The following is an 18,106-nucleotide window of genomic DNA, read 5'->3' on the forward strand; positions in this document are numbered from 1 at the left end:
GCGCACCGCACACACCCGGTCCCGCCGGACGGCACTGGCAAGGTCGATGCCCACGACTGCCGCCGGGAAGGGCCTTCATGCGACTGCGCCGCCGACCGCTCGCCCTCGGCGTCACCGCCGTCGCCACCCTCGCCCTCACGGCGGCGGGCCCGGCGCCCGGGGCGGTCGCCGACACCGGCACACGGGCCTGCGCCGCCGACAAGAGCGGCGACTTCCCGATCGACACCCGGATCGGCGAGGGCCCGGCCACCTACCGCCCCGGCGAAGCCCCCCGGCACTTCTCGCTCGACCTGACCAACACCACCGCCGCCCGCTGCGCCGACCTGCACCCCGTCCTCGTACTGGTCGACGAGGCACGGAAGCTGACGCCGAAGCACATCCGGATGGAGTTCCGGGACGCGGGACGCTGGCGCCCGGTGACCGTGGAACGGACGGACGCCCGCGAGAACATCGGCGTGTTCGACGGCTTCCCCGGATTCTCGGTCGGCGCGGGCGAGACGGTCTCCGTGGACGTCCGCCTCGCGTTCACCGACGGCACCCCGCTCGACCGGGTCACCGCCAACGCCGCGCTCGTCCACCGCAGGGACGACGACGGCGACTGGGTGGGCGAGTCCAACGACTACCCGTTCGCCATCGAGGCGCCGACGGGCCCGACCCTCGCGGACGAAGCGGACGAACTCGCCCGGACGGGCCCGCGCGCGATGCTCGGACTGGGGGTCGCGGCCGGCACCCTCCTCCTCGCCGGCGCGGCCCTCGTGGTGGGGGCCAGGCGGCTCCGCGTCGGCGGACGCTGAGCCACCGACCCACCCCGGTCCGGCCGCCGCCCCAGCCGAACAAGCGCGGCGGCCGGACCGCAGGCCGCAAGGCCGCCGTTCATCCACGTCTGCGACCATCCCCGCGTGGACTACCCGAACGACCAGGCTCCCGGCGCCCCCGTGCGCGACGGCATCCCCGAGCACGGACGCATCCCGAAGTACTACGCCGTGAAGGCGCGGATCGCCGCGCTCATCGACGAGTTGGACGAGGGGGAGGCGCTGCCCGCCGAGCGCGAACTCGCCCTGCGCTTCGAGGTTTCGCGCGAGACGGTGCGGCAGGCGCTGCGCGAGCTGCTGCTCGAAGGGCGGCTGCGGCGGCACGGCAGGGGCACCGTCGCCGCGGGACCGAAACTGGCGCAGCCGCTGTCCCTCGCCTCGTACACGGAAGGCGTGCGCAGGCAGGGCAGGCGCCCCGGCCGCACCCTGATCGGCCTGGAGCGCTTCCCGTGCCCGCCCGCGCTCGCCGCCGAGGTCGGACTCGAACGCGGCGAGCCCGTCTGGCACATGGAGCGGGTGCTGCTCGCCGACGACGAGCGCGTCGGCCTCGAATCGACGTACGTCCCCGTGTCCAGGGTGCCGCGCCTCGACGTCGAGTTCGACCCCGACTCGTCGTTCTACTCCTACGTCCACGACCGGCTCGGCATCGAGTTCGGCTCGGCCGACGAGCGCATCGAGACGGTGCTCGCGACGCCGCGCGAGGCGCTGCTCATCGGAACGCCGCCCGCGCTGCCGATGCTGCTCTTCCACCGGATCTCGTACGACACGGGGCGGCGCGCCATGGAGCGGGTGCGGACGCTTTACCGGGGGGACCGGTTCTCGTTCACCGCGCGTTTGGGCCCTGACAGCTGGTAACCCCCGCCCTCCTGAGGGGAGTTGGCCTCACCGGCCGCTCTCGCATAACAGAAAGGTAACGGGTCTGGTCCAAGCTTGGGTGGCAGTTCACCGTCCCGTTGCCGGACCGCTTCGCGCGGGACACCCGCCGCCACGAGCGTTGCCGCCGTGAGAGACATCGACCAGAAGCTGAGCGGCATCCGGTTCGACCGGGTGTCGGTCGCGTACGGCGGCACCACCGTTCTCGACTCCCTCGACCTGACCGTCGAGCCCGGCGAGGTGATGGCCCTCCTCGGCCCCTCGGGCTCGGGGAAGACCACCGCGCTGCGCGCCGTCGCCGGATTCGTGCGGCCCGCGTCCGGCCGGGTGTTCCTCGGCGGGCGCGACGTCACCGACCTGCCGCCGCACCGGCGCGGCATCGGCATGGTCGTCCAGAGCTACGCGCTCTTCCCGCACCTGCGCGTCGAGGACAACGTCGCGTTCGGGATGCGGGCGCAGAAGGCGCCGAAGAGCGAGATTCCCGCGCGGGTCGCCGAGGCCCTCGAACTGACCGGCATGGCCTCCTACGCCAAGCGCTACCCGCGCGAGCTGTCCGGCGGCCAGCAGCAGCGCGTCGCCATCGCCCGCGCCCTCGCGGTGCGGCCCGGAGTGCTGCTGCTCGACGAGCCGCTGTCCGCGCTCGACGCCCGGCTCCGCTCCGGCATGCTCGCCGAACTCGCCCGGCTCCACCGCGAGCTGCCCGACGTCTCGATCCTGTACGTCACCCACGACCAGGTCGAGGCGCTCACCCTCGCCGACCGCATAGCCGTCATGGACAAGGCCCGCCTCCAGGACGTCGGCACGCCGCAGGACCTGTACCGCAGGCCGCGCACCGAGTTCACGGCGTCCTTCGTCGGCAACGCCAACCTCCTGCCGGTGACGGTCGGCACGGCCGGAAAGGGCACGGTCTCCTTCGGCCCGACCGAACTGAAGGTCCCGGCACAGGGCGACGCGGCTACGGGATCCACGGCCACGCTCTGCGTCCGCCCGCACCTCGTCGGCCTCGGCGAAGGCCCCAACGCCCTGACCGGAGAGGTCACCGAGGTCCAGTGGCGCGGCTCCACGCACCGCCTCCACGTCGACGTGGACGGCCACCGCGTCAAGGCCGACCTGCGCGAACTGCGCGAGCCGCCGGCGCTCGGGGAGCGGATCACCGTGCACTTCGCGCCCGAGGACGCGGTGCTGCTCGGCGCGGGCGTCTCGGCGGAGGTGGCCACGCATGGCTAGCGCCGCGCTCACCGCGCCCCGCCAGGGCGCCACCAAGGCCCGCAGGTGGAAGGGCGGTTGGGTCTGGGCGCTGCCGCCCGTCGCCGCCCTCGCCGTCGTCTTCCTCTACCCGCTCTTCCTCGTCGTCCAGCAGTCGCTCACCCCCGACACCGGCGGCACCTCCCTCAAGCCGTACGCCGACGTCTTCGCGTCCTCGGCGTTCCGCGAGGCGCTCGGCACGACGGTGTGGCTCGCCGTCGGGTCCACGGTCGGCTGCCTCGTCCTCGGCTTCGTGCTCGCGCTGATCGTCGCGTTCGTGCCGTTCCCCGGCGGCAGGGCCGTCGCCCGGTTCATCGACGTGTTCCTCTCCTTCCCGTCCTTCCTGATCACGCTCGCCCTGCTGTTCGTCTACGGGCAGGTGGGCATGGCCAACGGGCTGTGGACGGATCTCACGGGCGCCGCCACCGGGCCCTTCCAGTTCCTGACCACGCCGTGGGGCGTACTGCTCGCGGAGATCACCTACTTCACGCCCTTCGTGATGCGCCCGCTGCTCGCCGCGTTCTCCCAGGTCGAGACGGGGCAGCTGGAGGTCGCCGCGTCGCTCGGGGCGCGGCCCGCCCGGATCGTGCGGCAGGTCATCCTGCCGGAGGCGCTCCCGGCGCTGGCCGCCGGCGGTTCGCTGGTCCTCGTCCTGTGCCTGAACGAGTTCGGGATCGTCCTGTTCACCGGAGCCAAGGACGTCACGACCCTCCCGACCCTCGTCTACAGCAAGGCCATCCTGGAGTCGGACTACCCGGGGGCCTGCGTCGTGGCGGTCGTCAACGTCCTTGTGTCCGTGGGCCTCTACGGCCTCTACCGGGTGGTGAGCCGTCGTGTCGGTGGCTGATTCGACGCCGAGTGCGGTTTCGCCGTGGCCGGTCGCGCAGTTCCCCGCGCCCCTTCGGGGCACCTCGTTCCACCGGGAGGCGAATCCTCGTGCTCGTGCATAGCAAGCCCGCGAAGTGGATCACCTGGGGCGTCTTCTTCGTGCTCTTTCTGCCCCTCTTCGCCCTTCCGCTCCTCGTCGTCGTCGCCGCGTCCTTCGCCACGAACTGGTCCGGCGCCCTGCCCTCCGGGTTCACCGGCGGGCACTACGAGGCCGCCACCAGTGGCGACTCCCTCACCGCCCTGACCACCAGCCTGGTCACGGCCGTCACCGCGAGCGTGCTCGCGCTCGTCGTCGGCGGCTGGGCCGCGCTGGCCGCCGCCGCGCTGAGGAAGCGGGGGCGGCGCGTGCTGGACGCCCTGTTCATGCTGCCGGTCGCCGTGCCGTCCGTGGTCGTCGGCCTCGCCGTCCTCGTGGCGTTCAGCCGGCCGCCGATGCTGCTCAACGGCACCCGCTGGATCGTGATCATCGCCCACACGATCCTGGTCACCGCGTTCGCCTACCAGTCCGTCTCTGCCGCCCTCCGGCGCCTCGACCCGGTGTACGAACAGGCCGCGGCCTCGCTCGGCGCCCGCCCCGCGTACGTCCTGTGGAAGGTGAAGCTGCCGCTGCTGCTGCCCTCCCTGAACGCCGCCGCGGGCCTGTGTTTCGCCCTGTCCATGGGCGAGTTGAGCGCCACGATGATGCTCTACCCGCCCGACTGGATGCCGCTCCCGGTGCAGATCTACGCGACCACCGACCGCGGCTCCCTGTTCACCGGCTCCGCGATCGCCGTGATCCTCATGGCCGCCACGCTGCTCGTCCTGCTCGCCGCCTCGCGGATCCGCACCAAGGCCTCGTACCGCTAGACCCCCTCAACGACCCTGACGCACTAAGGGAGTTCACCTCGCCATGCGCAAGAACACGCTCACCACCGTCGCCGCCGTCACCGGCAGCCTCGCCCTCGCCGCCGCCCTGACCGGCTGCGGCGGCAGCTCCGCCGCCTCCGACGAGAAGGTCGTCACCGTCTACAGCGCCGACGGCCTCAAGGGCGAGAACGGCGACGGCTGGTACGACAAGATATTCAAGGACTTCACCAAGAAGACCGGTATCAAGGTCAAGTACGTGGAGGGCGGCTCCGGCGAGATGGTGCAGCGCGCCGTCCGCGAGAAGGTCAACACCCAGGCCGACGTCCTCGTCACGCTGCCCCCGTTCATCCAGCAGGCCGACAGCAAGGGCCTGTTGGCGAAGTACGCGCCCAAGGGCTCGGACCAGGTCGACGGCGCCGACAAGGCGGCGAACGGCACCTGGACGTCCGTCGTCAACAACTACTTCGGGTTCATCCACAACACGAAGGAGCTGAAGACGCCGCCCACCACCTGGGAGCAGCTCCTCGACGCGAAGTACAAGAACAAGCTGCAGTACTCCACGCCCGGCGTCGCGGGTGACGGCACCGCCCTGCTGGTCAAGGCGATCCACGACTTCGGCGGCAAGCAGCAGGCCATGGCCTACCTGAAGAAGCTCCAGGCCAACAACGTCGGCCCGTCCGCCTCCACCGGAAAGCTCGCCCCCAAGGTCGACAAGGGTGAACTCCTCGTCGCCAACGGCGACGTACAGATGAACCACTCCCAGTCCAAGGACATGCCGAACCTCGGCATCTGGTTCCCGAAGAAGGGCTCCGGCAAGCCGACCTCCTTCGCCCTGCCGTACGCGGGCGGTCTCGTGAAGAACGCCCCGCACACCGCCAACGGCAAGAAGCTCCTGGACTTCATGCTCGCCACCGAGCAGCAGAAGCAGGTGAGTTCGGTGGGCGGCGGCTTCTCGCCGCGCGCGGACGTGAAGGCCGCCGACGACAACGCCGTCGCCCTCGCCAAGATCATGGACGGCGTGCAGATCTTCGAGCCCGACTGGAACGACGTCGCCAAGAACCTCCAGACGTACGTGGACGACTGGAAGACGGCGACCGGCAGCTGAGAAGCAGCACCGGCCGCCGTACCGGGGCCGGCGTCAGACCAGGTCGACGAGGTTCGCGATCGAGTCGACGACCGTGGTCGGCCGGAACGGGAAGCGGTCGACGTCCGACTCGCTCGTGAGCCCCGTCAGCACGAGGTACGTCGTCATCCCGGCCTCGAGGCCCGCGAGCACGTCCGTGTCCATCCGGTCGCCGATCATGGCGCTGGACTCCGAGTGCGCCCCGATGGCGTTCAGCCCGGTCCGCATCATCAGCGGATTCGGCTTCCCGACGAAGTACGGGTCCTTGCCGGTCGCCTTGGTGATCAGCGCCGCCACCGAGCCGGTCGCGGGCAGCACGCCCTCCGTGGAGGGGCCCGTGTTGTCGGGGTTGGTGGCGATGAACCGGGCCCCGCCGTTGATCAGCCGGATCGCCTTGGTGAGCGCCTCGAACGAGTACGTACGGGTCTCGCCCAGGATCACGAAGTCGGGGTCCGAGTCGCTCAGGATGTACCCGACCTCGTGCAGCGCCGTCGTCAGACCGGCCTCGCCGATCACGTACGCCGTGCCGTTCGGCCGCTGGCTGTCGACGAACCGGGCGGTCGCGAGGGCCGAGGTCCAGATGTTCTCGACCGGGACCTCCAGGCCGATCCGGTTCAGCCGGGCGTGCAGGTCACGGGCCGTGTAGATCGAGTTGTTCGTCAGGACGAGGAAGGGCTTGCCGGAGTCCCGCAGCTTCTTGATGAACGCGTCCGCGCCCGGGATCGGCACCCCCTCGTGCATGAGCACCCCGTCCATGTCGGTCAGCCACGATTCGATGGGCTTGTGCTCTGCCATGTGTGCGGACTCCTCGGCTCAGATCGACTGACTGCCATCGTATTCACCCGCCCCGCCAGGTGAAACGCACCACCGGAGCCTCTCGGGATGCGGAACGCCCCACGAAGCGTGACCCTGCCTAGAGGAGGTTCACGATGCGTGCAGGACTGCTTGCTGTCAGTGTCACCGGGGCGGCCGTCCTGGCGACCGCACCGGCCACCGCCGCCCCGGCGGCCGACGGCGGCGGATCGATCACCGTCACCCCGCGCTCCGCGCCCGCGGGCACCGAGGTCGACCTGCGGGTCACCGGCTGCGCGGGCACCACGGGCAGCGCACGCTCCGAGGCCTTCGTGGCCCCCGCCCGGCTCGCGCCCTCCGCCGACGAACCCACCCTGTTCGCGGAGGCCCGCGTCAGCTCCACCGCCGCGCCCGACGCCTACCCGATCTCGGTGACCTGCGACGGCGCCGAGGGCAAGGTCACCGGCACCGTCCAGGTCCTCGACGCGGACGTCACGCCCACCCCGACCCCGACGGCCCCCGTGCACGCGGGCGGCGGCGGCACCGCCACCGAACGGCAGGCGCTCGCCGTCCACCGCCCCCCGTCCGCCGCCCCCAGCGAGGGCCCCGGCGACCGGCACGCGCTCATCGGTCTGGGCCTCGCCGCGATCGCCGCCGTCGCCGTGGCCGTGCGCAGCGTCCGCCGCCGCAAGGCCACCGGTTCGTCGACGAGGCGCTGACTCCGCCATGGGTGACCGGCCGCAGAGTGCCGGGCGGCTCCTGACGGGAGTGGCCTGGGCGGTGCTGCTGCTCGGCCTGTGGCTGTGGGGCCGCGGCGCCACCGAGGTCAGCCTGTCCTCGCCGACCACCGGGGACGCGGCCGCCGTCGGCCGCCCCGCGGGCGTCGAGCTGCCCGCAGCCCACCGGCCGGTCGCGGGCGCGGCCCCGGCGCGCGTCGACATCGCGGCGCTGCGGGTCAGGGCGCCCGTCGTGGCCCGCGGCCTGGACGCGGGCGGCGCCGTGGACCCGCCGCCCTACGCGCGGGCGGGCGTCGTCGGCTGGTACGGCGGCGGGGCGAAGCCGGGGGAGCGGGGCACCGCCCTGTTCGTCGGGCACGTCGACACCGAGACCAGGCCCGCCGTCTTCTACCACCTCAGCGAGGCCGAGCCCGGCGACGCGGTGCGCGTGACGCGGGACGACGGCTCCGTCGCCGAGTTCACCGTCGACGACGTGCGGGTGTTCTCCCGCGAGAACTTCGACCCGGCCAAGGCGTACGGACCGCACCGCGCCGACCGGGCGGAACTGCGCCTCATCACCTGCGGCGGGACCTTCGACAAGGCCGCGGGCACGTACACGGCGAACGTGGTCGTGTCGGCGTATCTGTCGGACGTGGAAGGGGCGCCGCGGACGGCGGGCTGAGAGACCTGTCCGGCCGGCAGCCCGCTCCCCCCGGAGCCGCCGGCCGGACTGGTCCTCGACCGCGCGGGCGGGGCTGCGGGAGTTGCCCGGCCTCGGCGCGGGAGGCTTCGTGCGTCCGGTGGTTCGGACAGGCCAAGGGCTGGGGCCACTCACCCCGACTCTAGAACTGTTTGCCGGTCCAGCACAGAGCGTGGCCGACGGTTCACGCCGAGTCGGGGCGCGCCAGGACGTTGGGCAGGGTGCCGCGGATCACCGCCGACGCGACGTCGTCGAGCGGCAGCCGGTGGGCGCGCGCGTACTTGCGCAGCTCCGTGAACGCGGTGCCCGGCGCGGTCTCCCAGCGCTCGGCGAGTATTCCCTTCGCCTGCTCGATCCGCACCCGGCTGGCGAGCGCACCGCGCAACTGCTCGGTCAGCTCCTGGTACCGGGCGTGCGCACGGTGGTTGTGCAGCCCGAGGGTCGCCGCGTCCGCGAGGGTCTGGGCGATCGCCACCTCGTTGGGCGAGGGCGGCGCGGCCCGGAAGACGGCGAGCGCCCCCACCATGTCGTCGGCCCGCCGCAGCGGCACCGCGTACGCGGTGGCGATCCCGCGGCGCCGGGCGATCGTCGTGAACGCGGGCCAGCGTGAGGCGGTCGTCGAGGCGGCCAGGTCCACGGGGGCCACCGCCCGTCCGGTCCGCAGGGCTTCGCGCGCCGGACTCACGGGACCGTCCGAGGCCACCAACTCCTGGATGAAATCGGCCTTTTCGCCGCTCTGGCTGGCCGGTGCCGGGAAGTACGGGCGGGCGAGGAGCACGCCCGCGCCCAGGGCGCCGAGCAGTTCCACGCAGTGGTCGGTCAGCCGGCACAGATAGCGGGGTGGGTCGAAGCTGTCACGAATGGTGTCGAAGTACTCCAACAGGGCTGTGGCCAGGCGCAGTTCAGGTGTCCCACTGGACAAGGGACGCCCCCTTTCACCCCGCGTATCAGAGTGTTCCTGGCCGCCGTCTACCCGTGCCGCGCACGCTGTAACAGGTCTTTGACAAGCAGGACCGGAGCTCGTGGCACGACAGGGGCGTGTGCCACGATTGAAAGCCAGGCAGTGCACCCAAGGGGGAGTGGATGTACCGGAAAATGAGGGCTGGGGCAGCGGTCGTGGGGGCGGCTCTGCTCGTGGCGGCGGCTTCGTCGTGCTCCTCAGGCGGTGGGGGCGACGAGGGGAACGACGCGCAGTCTCCTGTGCGGCAGCAGCCCAAGGGCGCGGACCCGTTCTGGGTCAATCCCGACAGCAAGGCGGCGAAGGCCGCGGCGACCCTCGCGAAGGACGGCAAGGACGAGGACGCCGCGAAGGTCCGCAGGATCGCCGAGCAGCCCAGCGGCGAATGGCTTCTGCCGGAGAACGCGGAGGACCAGGCGCGCGGCTTCACCGAGGCCGCCCAGAAGGCGGACCGCGACGCGCTGCTGGTCGTCTACAACATCCCGCACCGCGACTGCGGCCAGTACTCGGGCGGCGGCGCGGCGGACGGCAACGCGTACCGGCAGTTCATCGACCAGGTCGCCGCGGGCATCGGGGACCGGCCCGCGACGGTGATCCTGGAGCCCGACGCGGTGCAGCACATGGTGGACAACTGCACGCCGGAGGAGTTCCACGAGGAGCGCTACGACCTGCTCAAGGGCGCCATCGAGAAGCTCAAGTCGTTGAAGGACACGAAGGTCTACCTCGACGCGGGCAACGCGGGCTGGGGCAAGCCGGACCAGATCTACGAGCCGCTGAAGTGGTCCGGCGTCGAGCAGGCCGACGGATTCTCGGTGAACGTGTCGAACTTCTACTCCACCGAGGAGTCGGTGAAGTACGGCAAGGAGCTGTCGGCGAAGATCGGCAACAAGCCGTTCGTGGTCGACACGAGCCGCAACGGCAACGGGCCGTACACGGGCGGCGCCGCGGACGAGCGCTGGTGCAACCCGCCGGGCCGGGCCCTCGGCGAGAAGCCGACCACCAAGACCGGCGATCCGCAGGTGAAGGCCTATCTGTGGGTCAAGCGGCCGGGCGAGTCGGACGGCACCTGCAAGGGCGGTCCGAAGGCCGGCGAGTGGTGGGGCGAGTACGCGCTGAAGCTGGCGGGTGGGTAAATCAAGCCCCTGCGGCGATTGAGCAGCGGGGTCCGGGGCGGAGCCCCGAGTCGTCACCGACGACCAGCTCCGCCCCGCGCCGGTCGGCCTAAGGCACCCGCACCCACTGCGCCTTGCTGGGCGTCCCCTGGTCGTCGGTGACGAACAGCATGTACCAGCCCGACTCCACCAGCGAGCGGCTCTTCGGCACGGTCACCGTCACCGAACCGTCCGCCTTCTTGAGGTCGAGCGCGATGGACGTCTGATCCACGTCCGTCACGTGCGTGGAGGCGCTCGGCCGGATCAGCCGGGCCGTCTTGATCGACGAGGCGTGCTCGGTCTTGTACGTGGCCGAGCCGCCGCGCCGGATCGTCTGCTGCCCGCCCTCCAGGGACGGCCTGGAGTCCCGGTACAGGTAAGGCGGCGTGTACATCTCGATGCGCTGCTCGAACGTGCCGGGCTTGGTGTTGGCCTTGTCGGCGTAGAGCGAGTCCGAGCCGAAGAACAGCACGCGGCCGTCGGGCAGGAGCAGCGAGCCCGAGTGGTAGTTGCGCCCCACGTTCGGGTCGGCGACCCGCTGGTACGTGTTCTTCTCCGTGTCGTAGATCCGGGCCTCGAGGATGTTGGAGTCGCCGCGCCCGCGGTAGTCCTCGGAGCCGCCGGAGACCAGGACCGAGTCGTCGGGCAGGATCGAGGCCTGCGGGTACCGCGTCCCCTTGTCGAGCTTCGGCCCGTCCACGAACCGCGGACTGCGGTCCTTCAGGTCGACGATCCGGGACTTCGTGCTGGACAGCTTGGACTCGCCGACGCCACCGCCGCCGATCACCATGTACTTCTGGTTCTGTGCGGGCGGCAGTTCGACGGTATTGGCCGTCTCCAGCATGTCGGGATCCGAAAGGCCGGGAATCTTCTGGAACTTGTTGGTCGTCAGGTCCCAGACACCGGGCTTGCGGCCGACGTTGTCGGGGCCGTATCCGGCATTGGCGCCCGAGTAGAAGATCTTCCCGTTCTCCATCTGGAACAGCGCGGGATACGTCGGGAACTGGCGGACGTCCTTCAGGTACGTCCACTTCTTCGTCTTCGGGTCGTAGACCTCGTTCTTGCCCGGCACCAGCTGCCCGATCTCGTCGAGCCCGGACACGGAGAGGACCTTGCCGTCGGAGAGCGTGGTCAGCGTCGGGTACCAGCGCGCCTCGTTCATCGGGTCGACCTTGATGTACTTCTCGGCGACCGGATCGAACTCGAAACTGTCCCTGATTCCCTGGAAGTCCTTCTTGTCCAGGGCGAGTTTCTGCGCGATGCCGTACACATTGCGGGCGTCCTGGCCGGTCAGGCCCTGCACCCGGTAGTTGTCCTGGGTGCCGGTCTCGTACTTGGCGCCGGACTTCTGCGCCTCGACGTACACCCGGCCGAGGCCGGGCTCATTGCGCAGGAACCGGCCGGTCGCCTTGTCGAAGACCTTCTTGGCGCGCTCGACCGTGATGTTGTCCTTGGCGACGAACGACTTCCCGTTCTCCTTGCCGGAGAAGACCGTGCCCGCCTTGATGGTCTTGGGCGCGTCCGGGTCCTCGTTGTGCACGATCATCAGGCCGCCGGCCTTGGTGACGTCGCCCTTGAGTTTCTCGTAGCGCTTGGTGCCGCCCGCGATCAGCAGATTCCCGTTCGCCAGCTGCGTATGTCCCGTGCAGAACAGGTCACTCGGCGTGGGAATCTTCTTGATGGTCTTCTTCACCGGGTCGTAGAGCCGGGTGTCGAACTTCTTCGCGTCGAAGTTCTTCTGATTGTTCCCCGAGCCGGCGACCAGCAGGATCTTTCCGGTGTGGAGCAGCGCCGCGTGAATCGTGTTGAGGCGCATGTCCTGAGGGAAGTCGATGACGTCCCAGTGCCCGTTCTCGGCCTTGTACTCCGGTCTGTTGATCTTGTACTCGTGGTACTTGGCCGATCCGAAGCGGTACAGCCAGGGTCCGTTCATCCCGGCCAGCGCCAGGACCACCACCGTGCCGATGACTATGCGCCGGGCACGGCGGCGGCTCGCACCGTCTTTCACTTGTTACGTCCCCCCAGGGAAATCTGCATGGTCTCTTCGTTGCCCCCGTCGCCCCCGCTGCCGCCGTCACCCCCGGCGCGCGGCTGCGCGGCCCAACTCGGCTTCTGCTGCGGCACGGTGTGCGCCCGCTGGGGCGCCGCCCGCTCCGGCTGCTCCTGCCGCGCGGGCTCCTCGGCCGGCTTCGGCTTCTTCTTCTCCTGGCGGAGCATGTAGCGCCACGCGAACATCGGGGCCGCCGTGATCAGCAGGGCGAACGTGGCCCAGGTGATCATCGCCGGGTGGGAGTGACCATAGACGAAGCCCGCGGTGATGGACGCGGCGAAGATGAGGATGAAGTACCAGTGGTAGCGGAAGGTCCCGAACCAGCGGTCGGGGCTGGCCGAGTCGCCCTTGGGGGTCACCACGAACTTGCTCTTGCGGCGCAGTACGGAGTCGAACAGCGCCTTCGCGTACAGTGGCGCCGACAGCGCGGACATCACCATGCCGGCCACACCGCCGGAGCCCTCGGGCTCGTGCGGCGAGACGTTGTGCCGGCGGTTCCAGATGTACAGGCCGATCTGGAGCGCCGACGCGTTGCCGTACAGCATCAGCCAGACCGTCGGGTCGATGTTCACACCCGAGGCGCCGAGACCCAGGAACAGCGCACAACTCAGCGCCGCCAGAATCCAGTTCATGGCCGCCATCGGATAGAAGATGATCATCATCGTGTAGTTGAAGAGCTTGCTCGGCGGGAGCGTGAAGAAGCCCTTCCAGTACTGCTTGAGGATCGTCTCGTACGTACCGCGCGACCAGCGCATCTGCTGCGTGAAGAAGTCCGTCCAGGCGCTCGGGCCCTCGCCGACGGCCAGCACGTCCGGGGTGTACACGGAGCGCCATTTCTTGCCGGTGGCGGGGTTGCGGTGCCGGTGGATCTCGAAGCCGGTCGCCATGTCCTCCGTGATGGAGTCGTACAGGCCGCCGATCTGCTGGAGCGCCTTGATGCGCACCGCGTTGGACGTGCCGACGAACATGGGGGAGCCGTAGCGGTTTCCGGCGCGCTGGATCAGCGCGTGGAAGAGGAACTGCTGGGACTCGGCGGCCTTGGTGACGAAGTTGTCGTAGTTGCCGTAGACCTGCGGGCCGATCACGAACCCGACGTTCGGGTCGCGGAAGAAGCCGAGCATCCGCTCCAGGTAGTTCGGCAGCGGCACGTGGTCGGTGTCGACGGAGGCGAAGAAGTCGTACTCGTCGCCGTGCGCGTCCAGCCAGGCGTTGTAGTTGCCGTGCTTGGTCTTGGCGCGGTGCGGGCCCTTCGGCTGGTTCCACTTCTCAACTCCCTTGCGGGAGAAGTGGTGCACGCCGAGGCGCGCGCAGACCTCCTTGACGGCGGGGTCGTCGCCCTCGTCGAGCAGCCAGACGTGCAGAAGACCCCGGTGGCGCAGCTTGACCGCCGCCTCCAGGGTCTTCGTCACCATCTCGAGCGGTTCCTTGCCGGGCACGAACGAGGTGAGGAACGCGACGCGCGTGCCGGTCTCCGGGACCACCGGGATCGGGTCGCGGGCGACCAGGGTCGCGTGCGCGTTCGACAGCACGTTCATGCAGCGGAAGAACTCGATGAGCCCGATCGCCACGAGCATCACTATGTCGAGCGCCGGCAGGAAGTCGTAGGCCGGATAGTCCCGTTCGGTCCAGTGCTCGGGCTGCATCAGCCAGAACAGCAGCACCAGGGAGAGCAGCGGGGCCGCGCCCAGCATGAGCGCGGCTCTGATCCTGTGCGGTTCCTGTGAGAGCAGTGAGCGGTAGCGCACCTTGTACGGCTTGTTCGGATCCGGCTGGGTCAGCGGTCCGGCGAGCCGGCTGTAGTGCTCGTAGTCGTACCGTGGCAACGATTTCCTGATGCGCCGGAATCCGCCCGTGCGGTGCGGTGGCACGCGCAACTGGGTCGTCTCGGACGGGTCGAATTCCGGTCGGGCGCCCGTCGGCGTCGACGTCATGAGTCATCCCCCCGCACGCGTCACCGCGTGGTCGTCGGTCTTGCGCCCGGACGACGGGTTCCCCTCGACCGTCTCCCCGGACGTATCACTGGCGGGCCACCGTCCCACCCTTACCTACATACATAAGACTGGTACGGCGGCCTTCCGGTTGCATGATGCCCCCCTCGACATCGGTTCATGGGCGGGGCCCCCTCCCCGCGCGCTCGGCAACCGGCTCGGGCCCGGCATGACACGGAGCCCACTTCAACTGCCTTGTACCGTAAGCATCTTGGGAGCCAATGGCTCCATGACAGAGTGCTGTGACCCGGTTCATGATCGCAAGACCGATACGGCGCGAAACAAGGTGTTTACCGGCCTTGATCCACACTTGCGCCGCGCCGTGGTTGCGCTCCCGGGGCTCGATCGCCGCAAGGGCTCCAAGGCAACGACGAAGGCCCCCCGCTACCGCGGGGGGCCTTCGTGCGAGGTGCGCCATCAGGGACTCGAACCCCGGACACGCGGATTAAGAGTCCGCTGCTCTAACCAACTGAGCTAATGGCGCCTGTCGACCCGCATAACTTTACCCGACCCTCCGGGGTGCTCCTGACCACTCGACACGCCGGTGGGATGGGTGATTTCTGTGGATTTCCATCATTTAGACCGTCAACATGCGATTTGTCGGGTTAGTTGAGACGCTTCGTGCGTGCGAAATCGAGGCTCGATATTCCAACGTCCGGCACCGGAGTGTGAGGGGAATCGCATGGAGCGCACGGAGCGCAATGATCACGGGGACGCGGCGGAGCTGACCCGCGTCCCGGTCTTCGAGGACGTCGACCCCGCCGACGACTGCGACTGCGCGGGCTGCGCCGAGTGGCGGCGCGCCGTGCCGCACCCGGTGCGGACCAAGGTCGGCGCGCGGCACGCCCTGGTCCTGGCCGCCGCCGCGGGCACCGTCATCGGCGGCCTCCAGACCACCCCGTCGGCCGCGGCCGAACACCACGAGGTCAGACCACTCACCCCGGCCCCGGACGACGAAGAGGGCAGCACGACCCCGCAGGGCGGCACGGGCCCGCTGCACGGTTCGCCCGCCCCGGCCGCCGGCTCCCAGTCGTCCGTGTCGCTCGCCCGCACCGCGGCGCTGCGCAAGACCTCGCGGGCCGCGATCATCGAGCGCGCCAAGACGTGGATCGCGGCCAAGGTCCCGTACAACATGGACAAGTACTGGAAGGACGGCTACCGCCAGGACTGCTCCGGCTTCGTCTCCATGGCGTGGGGCCTGTCGGGCAACGAGTGGACCGGGAGCCTCGCCCAGTACGGCACCCGGATCGCCAAGGCGCAGCTGCAGCCCGGCGACATCCTGCTCTTCCACAACCCGGCCGACCCGGAGAAGGGCTCGCACGTCACGATCTTCGGCGGCTGGGCGAACGCGTCCCGCACGCAGTACATCGCGTACGAGCAGACCAAGCCCGGCACACGGGTGCAGGCCACCCCGTACGCCTACTGGAGCCACGCGAACAGCTACATCGCGCTGCGGTACAAGGGCGTCACGGGCGGCAGCGCGGGGTCGAGTCCGTCGGCGACGAAGTTCCCCGGAGCCAAGTACTTCGGTCCCGGCAAGAACAACGCGTATGTGACGCGGCTCGGAAAGATGCTCGTCGAGCGGGGCGGCAAGCGGTACTACCGGGTGGGTCCGGGGCCGAAGTGGAGCGATGCCGACCGCAGGGCGACGAGCGCGTTCCAGCGCGCGCAGGGCTGGCGCGGCAAGGCCGCCGACGGCATTCCGGGGCCCACGACCTGGTCGTATCTGTCGTCGGGCCAGGGCAGGAGCATCTCCGGCGGGGGCAGCGCGGGTGCCGAGCGGTCCGGGGAGGCCTTCCCCGGCAAGGCGAGGTTCCGGCCCGGCGCGGAGAACTCCGACGTCACGAAGCTCGGCAAGCAGCTCGTGAAGAAAGGGTTCGGCAAGTTCTACCTGACGGGCCCGGGACCGCGCTGGAGCGAGGCGGACCGGCGCAACGTCGAAGCCTTCCAGCGCGCCCAGGGCTGGCGGGGCAAGGCGGCCGACGGCTACCCCGGCCCCGAGACCTGGCGGCGGCTGTTCTCATGACGCGCAACGCGGAGGGTTCCATGAGCGAAACCGACGGAGGGACGCGCGCCGCGCGGCTCATCCGCAACGAGTCCACCACCGAGATCCCGGTCCACCTCCTCTTCCGTGACGACCCGGACCCGGTGGCGGTGCCGCTGCGACCGGCCGTGGTCACCAAGGCCCAGATCGAGCGCCGGGGCGCGACGGCCCCACGCACGACGAACCGGCCCGCCGTGGCCGTCACCCCGCCCCGCCCCGCGCCGTCCGTCGACCCCGAACTCGCGGAGCGTGCCGGGCGGGTGCTGCCCGGCGTCTTCGGGCTGGCCGGCGGGGCCGTGGGCGCGGCCGGGGCGGCGGCCACGATCGGCTGGGCGGGGGCGCTGCCCCGGATCCTGACGGACCTCGCGGGCCTCGACGGGTACGCGGGCGCCGGGTTCGGGCCCGCGCAGTGGGCGGCGCTCGCCGGGTCCGGCGCGCTCGCCCTGTTCGGCGTCGGCGGGCTCGCGCGCGGGCGCACCGGCGGGGCCTGGGTGCTCACGCGCTTCGGCCGCTACCGGGGGAGCGTGCGCAGGGCGGGGCTGCTGTGGCTGAACCCGCTGGTCCTGCGCCGCCGGGTCGACCTGCGGCTGCGGCACTGGCGCAGCGAGCCGTTGCCCGCGGTCGACACCAATGGCGAGGCGCTGCGCGTCGTCGTACTCGTGGCCTGGCGGATCACGGACACGGCGCGGGCGACGCAGGGGATCGAGGACCACGAGGCGTATCTGCGCGCATGCGTGGAGACGGGTCTCGCGCGGGTGCTGTCCCGGCTGCCCGCCGAGGTCGGCGACCGGGACGCGCCGGTGCTGCGCAACGCGGAGGCCCTCGGCGACCTGCTCACCCGGCGGATCGCCGAGGACGCCGGGGCGGTCGGCATCGAGGTGTTCTCCGCGCAGCCCACCCGCATCGAGTACGAGCCGGAGGTGGCCGCGGCGATGCGGCGGCGCCGGATCGCGGCGCTCGACGCGCGGCACCGCGACACCGTCCTCACCTCGGTCGTGGACTCGGTGGAGGACACCGTGACGCGGCTGACGGCGCGGGGGCTCGTGGATCTCGACGACTACGAGCGCAAGTTGCTCGTGAAGGATCTGACGGTGGCCTTCTACACCGGACGAGGGGAGTAGCGGGGGGCCGCCCCGGGGCGCTCCGCGGGTGGCCGAGGGCCGGTGCCGGGAATTGCGATTGGTCTGGACATGCTCAACTCCCGGTTCTAGATTATTGGTTGGTCTAGACCTGAACAATCGCTGTGCGCACGGCTTCCGGCACCACGACACCCCCAGGAGCGGCAGCATGCGAAAGACCTCGAAGCGTACGAAGGCGTACGCGGCCCTGCTCGGACTGACGACCGCGGGGGCGTTCGCGCTCTCCGCGGGCGGCGCCAGCGGCCACGGCTACACCGACCTGCCCATCAGCAGGCAGAAGCTCTGTGCGGGCGGCGGTGTCAGCGGCTGCGGCGACATCCAGTGGGAGCCGCAGAGCGTCGAGGGCCTCAAGGGCTTCCCGGCGGCCGGCCCCGCCGACGGCAAGATCTGCTCGGCCGGGCACGGCAACTTCAGCGCGCTCGACCAGCCCAAGCAGCCGAACGGCAACGCCTGGCCCACCACGAAGGTGACGGGCGGTCAGAGCCAGACCTTCCGCTGGCAGTTCACCGCGCGGCACTCCACCACGGACTTCCGCTACTACATCACCAAGGACGGCTGGGACCAGAGCAAGCCGCTGACCCGGTCGGCCCTGCAGACCGCGCCGTTCCTCACGGTCCCCTACAGCGGTCAGCCGCCGGCGACGCTCTCGCACTCCGGCACGCTGCCCTCCGGCAAGTCGGGCCACCACGTGATCCTCGCGGTGTGGACGGTCGCGGACACGGCCAACGCCTTCTACGCGTGCTCTGACGTCACCTTCTGAGCCGAAGGCCGCCCCGGTGCC

16 protein-coding genes and 1 tRNA gene are annotated in these 18,106 nt (G+C 70.5%); 12 read left to right on the forward strand and 5 right to left on the reverse strand.

Translation table 11 applies throughout. The features are described 5' to 3' along the window. Positions 1-77: 77 nt before the first annotated feature. The 6 genes from ACY34M_RS00780 to ACY34M_RS00805 all read left to right on the forward strand — a co-directional run bounded on the left by ACY34M_RS00780 (position 78) and on the right by ACY34M_RS00805 (position 5,769). Entirely contained in the window at positions 78-794 is a 717-nt protein-coding gene (locus tag ACY34M_RS00780; protein WP_462719071.1) for a hypothetical protein, read from the forward strand. Positions 795-899: 105 nt separating this feature from the next. After that, the gene (locus tag ACY34M_RS00785) at positions 900-1,667 is read left to right on the forward strand and encodes a GntR family transcriptional regulator (protein WP_462719072.1); all 768 of its coding nucleotides are present in this window, start codon (positions 900-902) and stop codon (positions 1,665-1,667) included. 156 nt (positions 1,668-1,823) lie between these two features. Continuing rightward, on the forward strand, positions 1,824-2,912 hold the full coding sequence (locus ACY34M_RS00790; RefSeq protein WP_462719216.1) for an ABC transporter ATP-binding protein: 1,089 nt from the start codon (positions 1,824-1,826) through the stop codon (positions 2,910-2,912). Beyond that, positions 2,905-3,777: a 2-aminoethylphosphonate ABC transporter permease subunit gene (locus ACY34M_RS00795; RefSeq protein WP_462719073.1), complete on the forward strand. Its 873-nt coding sequence runs from the start codon at positions 2,905-2,907 to the stop codon at positions 3,775-3,777. The genes ACY34M_RS00790 and ACY34M_RS00795 overlap by 8 nt, the downstream gene beginning before the upstream one ends. An 89-nt stretch (positions 3,778-3,866) precedes the next feature. Then, entirely contained in the window at positions 3,867-4,664 is a 798-nt protein-coding gene (locus ACY34M_RS00800; protein ID WP_462719074.1) for an ABC transporter permease, read from the forward strand. A 43-nt stretch (positions 4,665-4,707) separates the two neighbouring features. Continuing rightward, complete coding sequence (locus tag ACY34M_RS00805) at positions 4,708-5,769, forward strand: 2-aminoethylphosphonate ABC transporter substrate-binding protein (RefSeq protein WP_462719075.1); 1,062 nt, start codon at positions 4,708-4,710, stop codon at positions 5,767-5,769. Between the two features lie 33 nt (positions 5,770-5,802). Here ACY34M_RS00805 and ACY34M_RS00810 read toward each other — a convergent pair whose 3' ends face one another. Next, a complete protein-coding gene (locus tag ACY34M_RS00810; RefSeq protein WP_462719076.1) occupies positions 5,803-6,582 on the reverse strand; it encodes an HAD-IIA family hydrolase in 780 nt (259 codons plus the stop codon). A gap of 134 nt (positions 6,583-6,716) precedes the next feature. On the opposite strand from ACY34M_RS00810, the gene ACY34M_RS00815 reads away from it, so the two are divergent. Next, complete coding sequence (locus ACY34M_RS00815) at positions 6,717-7,298, forward strand: hypothetical protein (protein ID WP_462719077.1); 582 nt, start codon at positions 6,717-6,719, stop codon at positions 7,296-7,298. Between the two features lie 7 nt (positions 7,299-7,305). Continuing rightward, complete coding sequence (locus ACY34M_RS00820; protein WP_462719078.1) at positions 7,306-7,977, forward strand: class F sortase; 672 nt, start codon at positions 7,306-7,308, stop codon at positions 7,975-7,977. A 202-nt stretch (positions 7,978-8,179) separates the two neighbouring features. Here ACY34M_RS00820 and ACY34M_RS00825 read toward each other — a convergent pair whose 3' ends face one another. Then, positions 8,180-8,917, reverse strand: a complete 738-nt coding sequence (locus ACY34M_RS00825) for a GAF and ANTAR domain-containing protein (RefSeq protein ID WP_462719079.1) — start codon at positions 8,915-8,917, stop codon at positions 8,180-8,182. A gap of 173 nt (positions 8,918-9,090) precedes the next feature. Between ACY34M_RS00825 and ACY34M_RS00830 the strand changes: the two genes are divergently transcribed. Next, positions 9,091-10,086, forward strand: a complete 996-nt coding sequence (locus tag ACY34M_RS00830) for a glycoside hydrolase family 6 protein (protein ID WP_462719080.1) — start codon at positions 9,091-9,093, stop codon at positions 10,084-10,086. 88 nt (positions 10,087-10,174) lie between these two features. Here ACY34M_RS00830 and glxA read toward each other — a convergent pair whose 3' ends face one another. From glxA to ACY34M_RS00845, 3 genes are all read right to left on the reverse strand, one after another. Continuing rightward, the gene (gene glxA / locus ACY34M_RS00835) at positions 10,175-12,112 is read right to left on the reverse strand and encodes a radical copper oxidase GlxA (protein ID WP_462719081.1); all 1,938 of its coding nucleotides are present in this window, start codon (positions 12,110-12,112) and stop codon (positions 10,175-10,177) included. Beyond that, on the reverse strand, positions 12,109-14,085 hold the full coding sequence (locus tag ACY34M_RS00840) for a glycosyltransferase family 2 protein (RefSeq protein WP_462719082.1): 1,977 nt from the start codon (positions 14,083-14,085) through the stop codon (positions 12,109-12,111). Before ACY34M_RS00840 ends, glxA begins: the two co-directional genes overlap by 4 nt. Before the next feature lie 467 nt (positions 14,086-14,552). Next, a tRNA-Lys gene (locus ACY34M_RS00845) sits at positions 14,553-14,626 on the reverse strand. A gap of 198 nt (positions 14,627-14,824) precedes the next feature. Between ACY34M_RS00845 and ACY34M_RS00850 the strand changes: the two genes are divergently transcribed. The 3 genes from ACY34M_RS00850 to ACY34M_RS00860 all read left to right on the forward strand — a co-directional run bounded on the left by ACY34M_RS00850 (position 14,825) and on the right by ACY34M_RS00860 (position 18,085). After that, the gene (locus ACY34M_RS00850) at positions 14,825-16,168 is read left to right on the forward strand and encodes a peptidoglycan-binding protein (RefSeq protein WP_462719083.1); all 1,344 of its coding nucleotides are present in this window, start codon (positions 14,825-14,827) and stop codon (positions 16,166-16,168) included. A 20-nt stretch (positions 16,169-16,188) separates the two neighbouring features. Next, positions 16,189-17,307 carry an SPFH domain-containing protein gene (locus ACY34M_RS00855; protein WP_462719084.1) on the forward strand — a complete coding sequence of 373 codons (1,119 nt, stop codon included), beginning with the start codon at positions 16,189-16,191 and terminating at the stop codon, positions 17,305-17,307. Positions 17,308-17,473: 166 nt separating this feature from the next. Beyond that, a complete protein-coding gene (locus tag ACY34M_RS00860) occupies positions 17,474-18,085 on the forward strand; it encodes a lytic polysaccharide monooxygenase auxiliary activity family 9 protein (protein ID WP_462719085.1) in 612 nt (203 codons plus the stop codon). Positions 18,086-18,106: the final 21 nt, after the last annotated feature.

This window comes from Streptomyces sp. EDA2-14 (genome assembly GCF_054963755.1).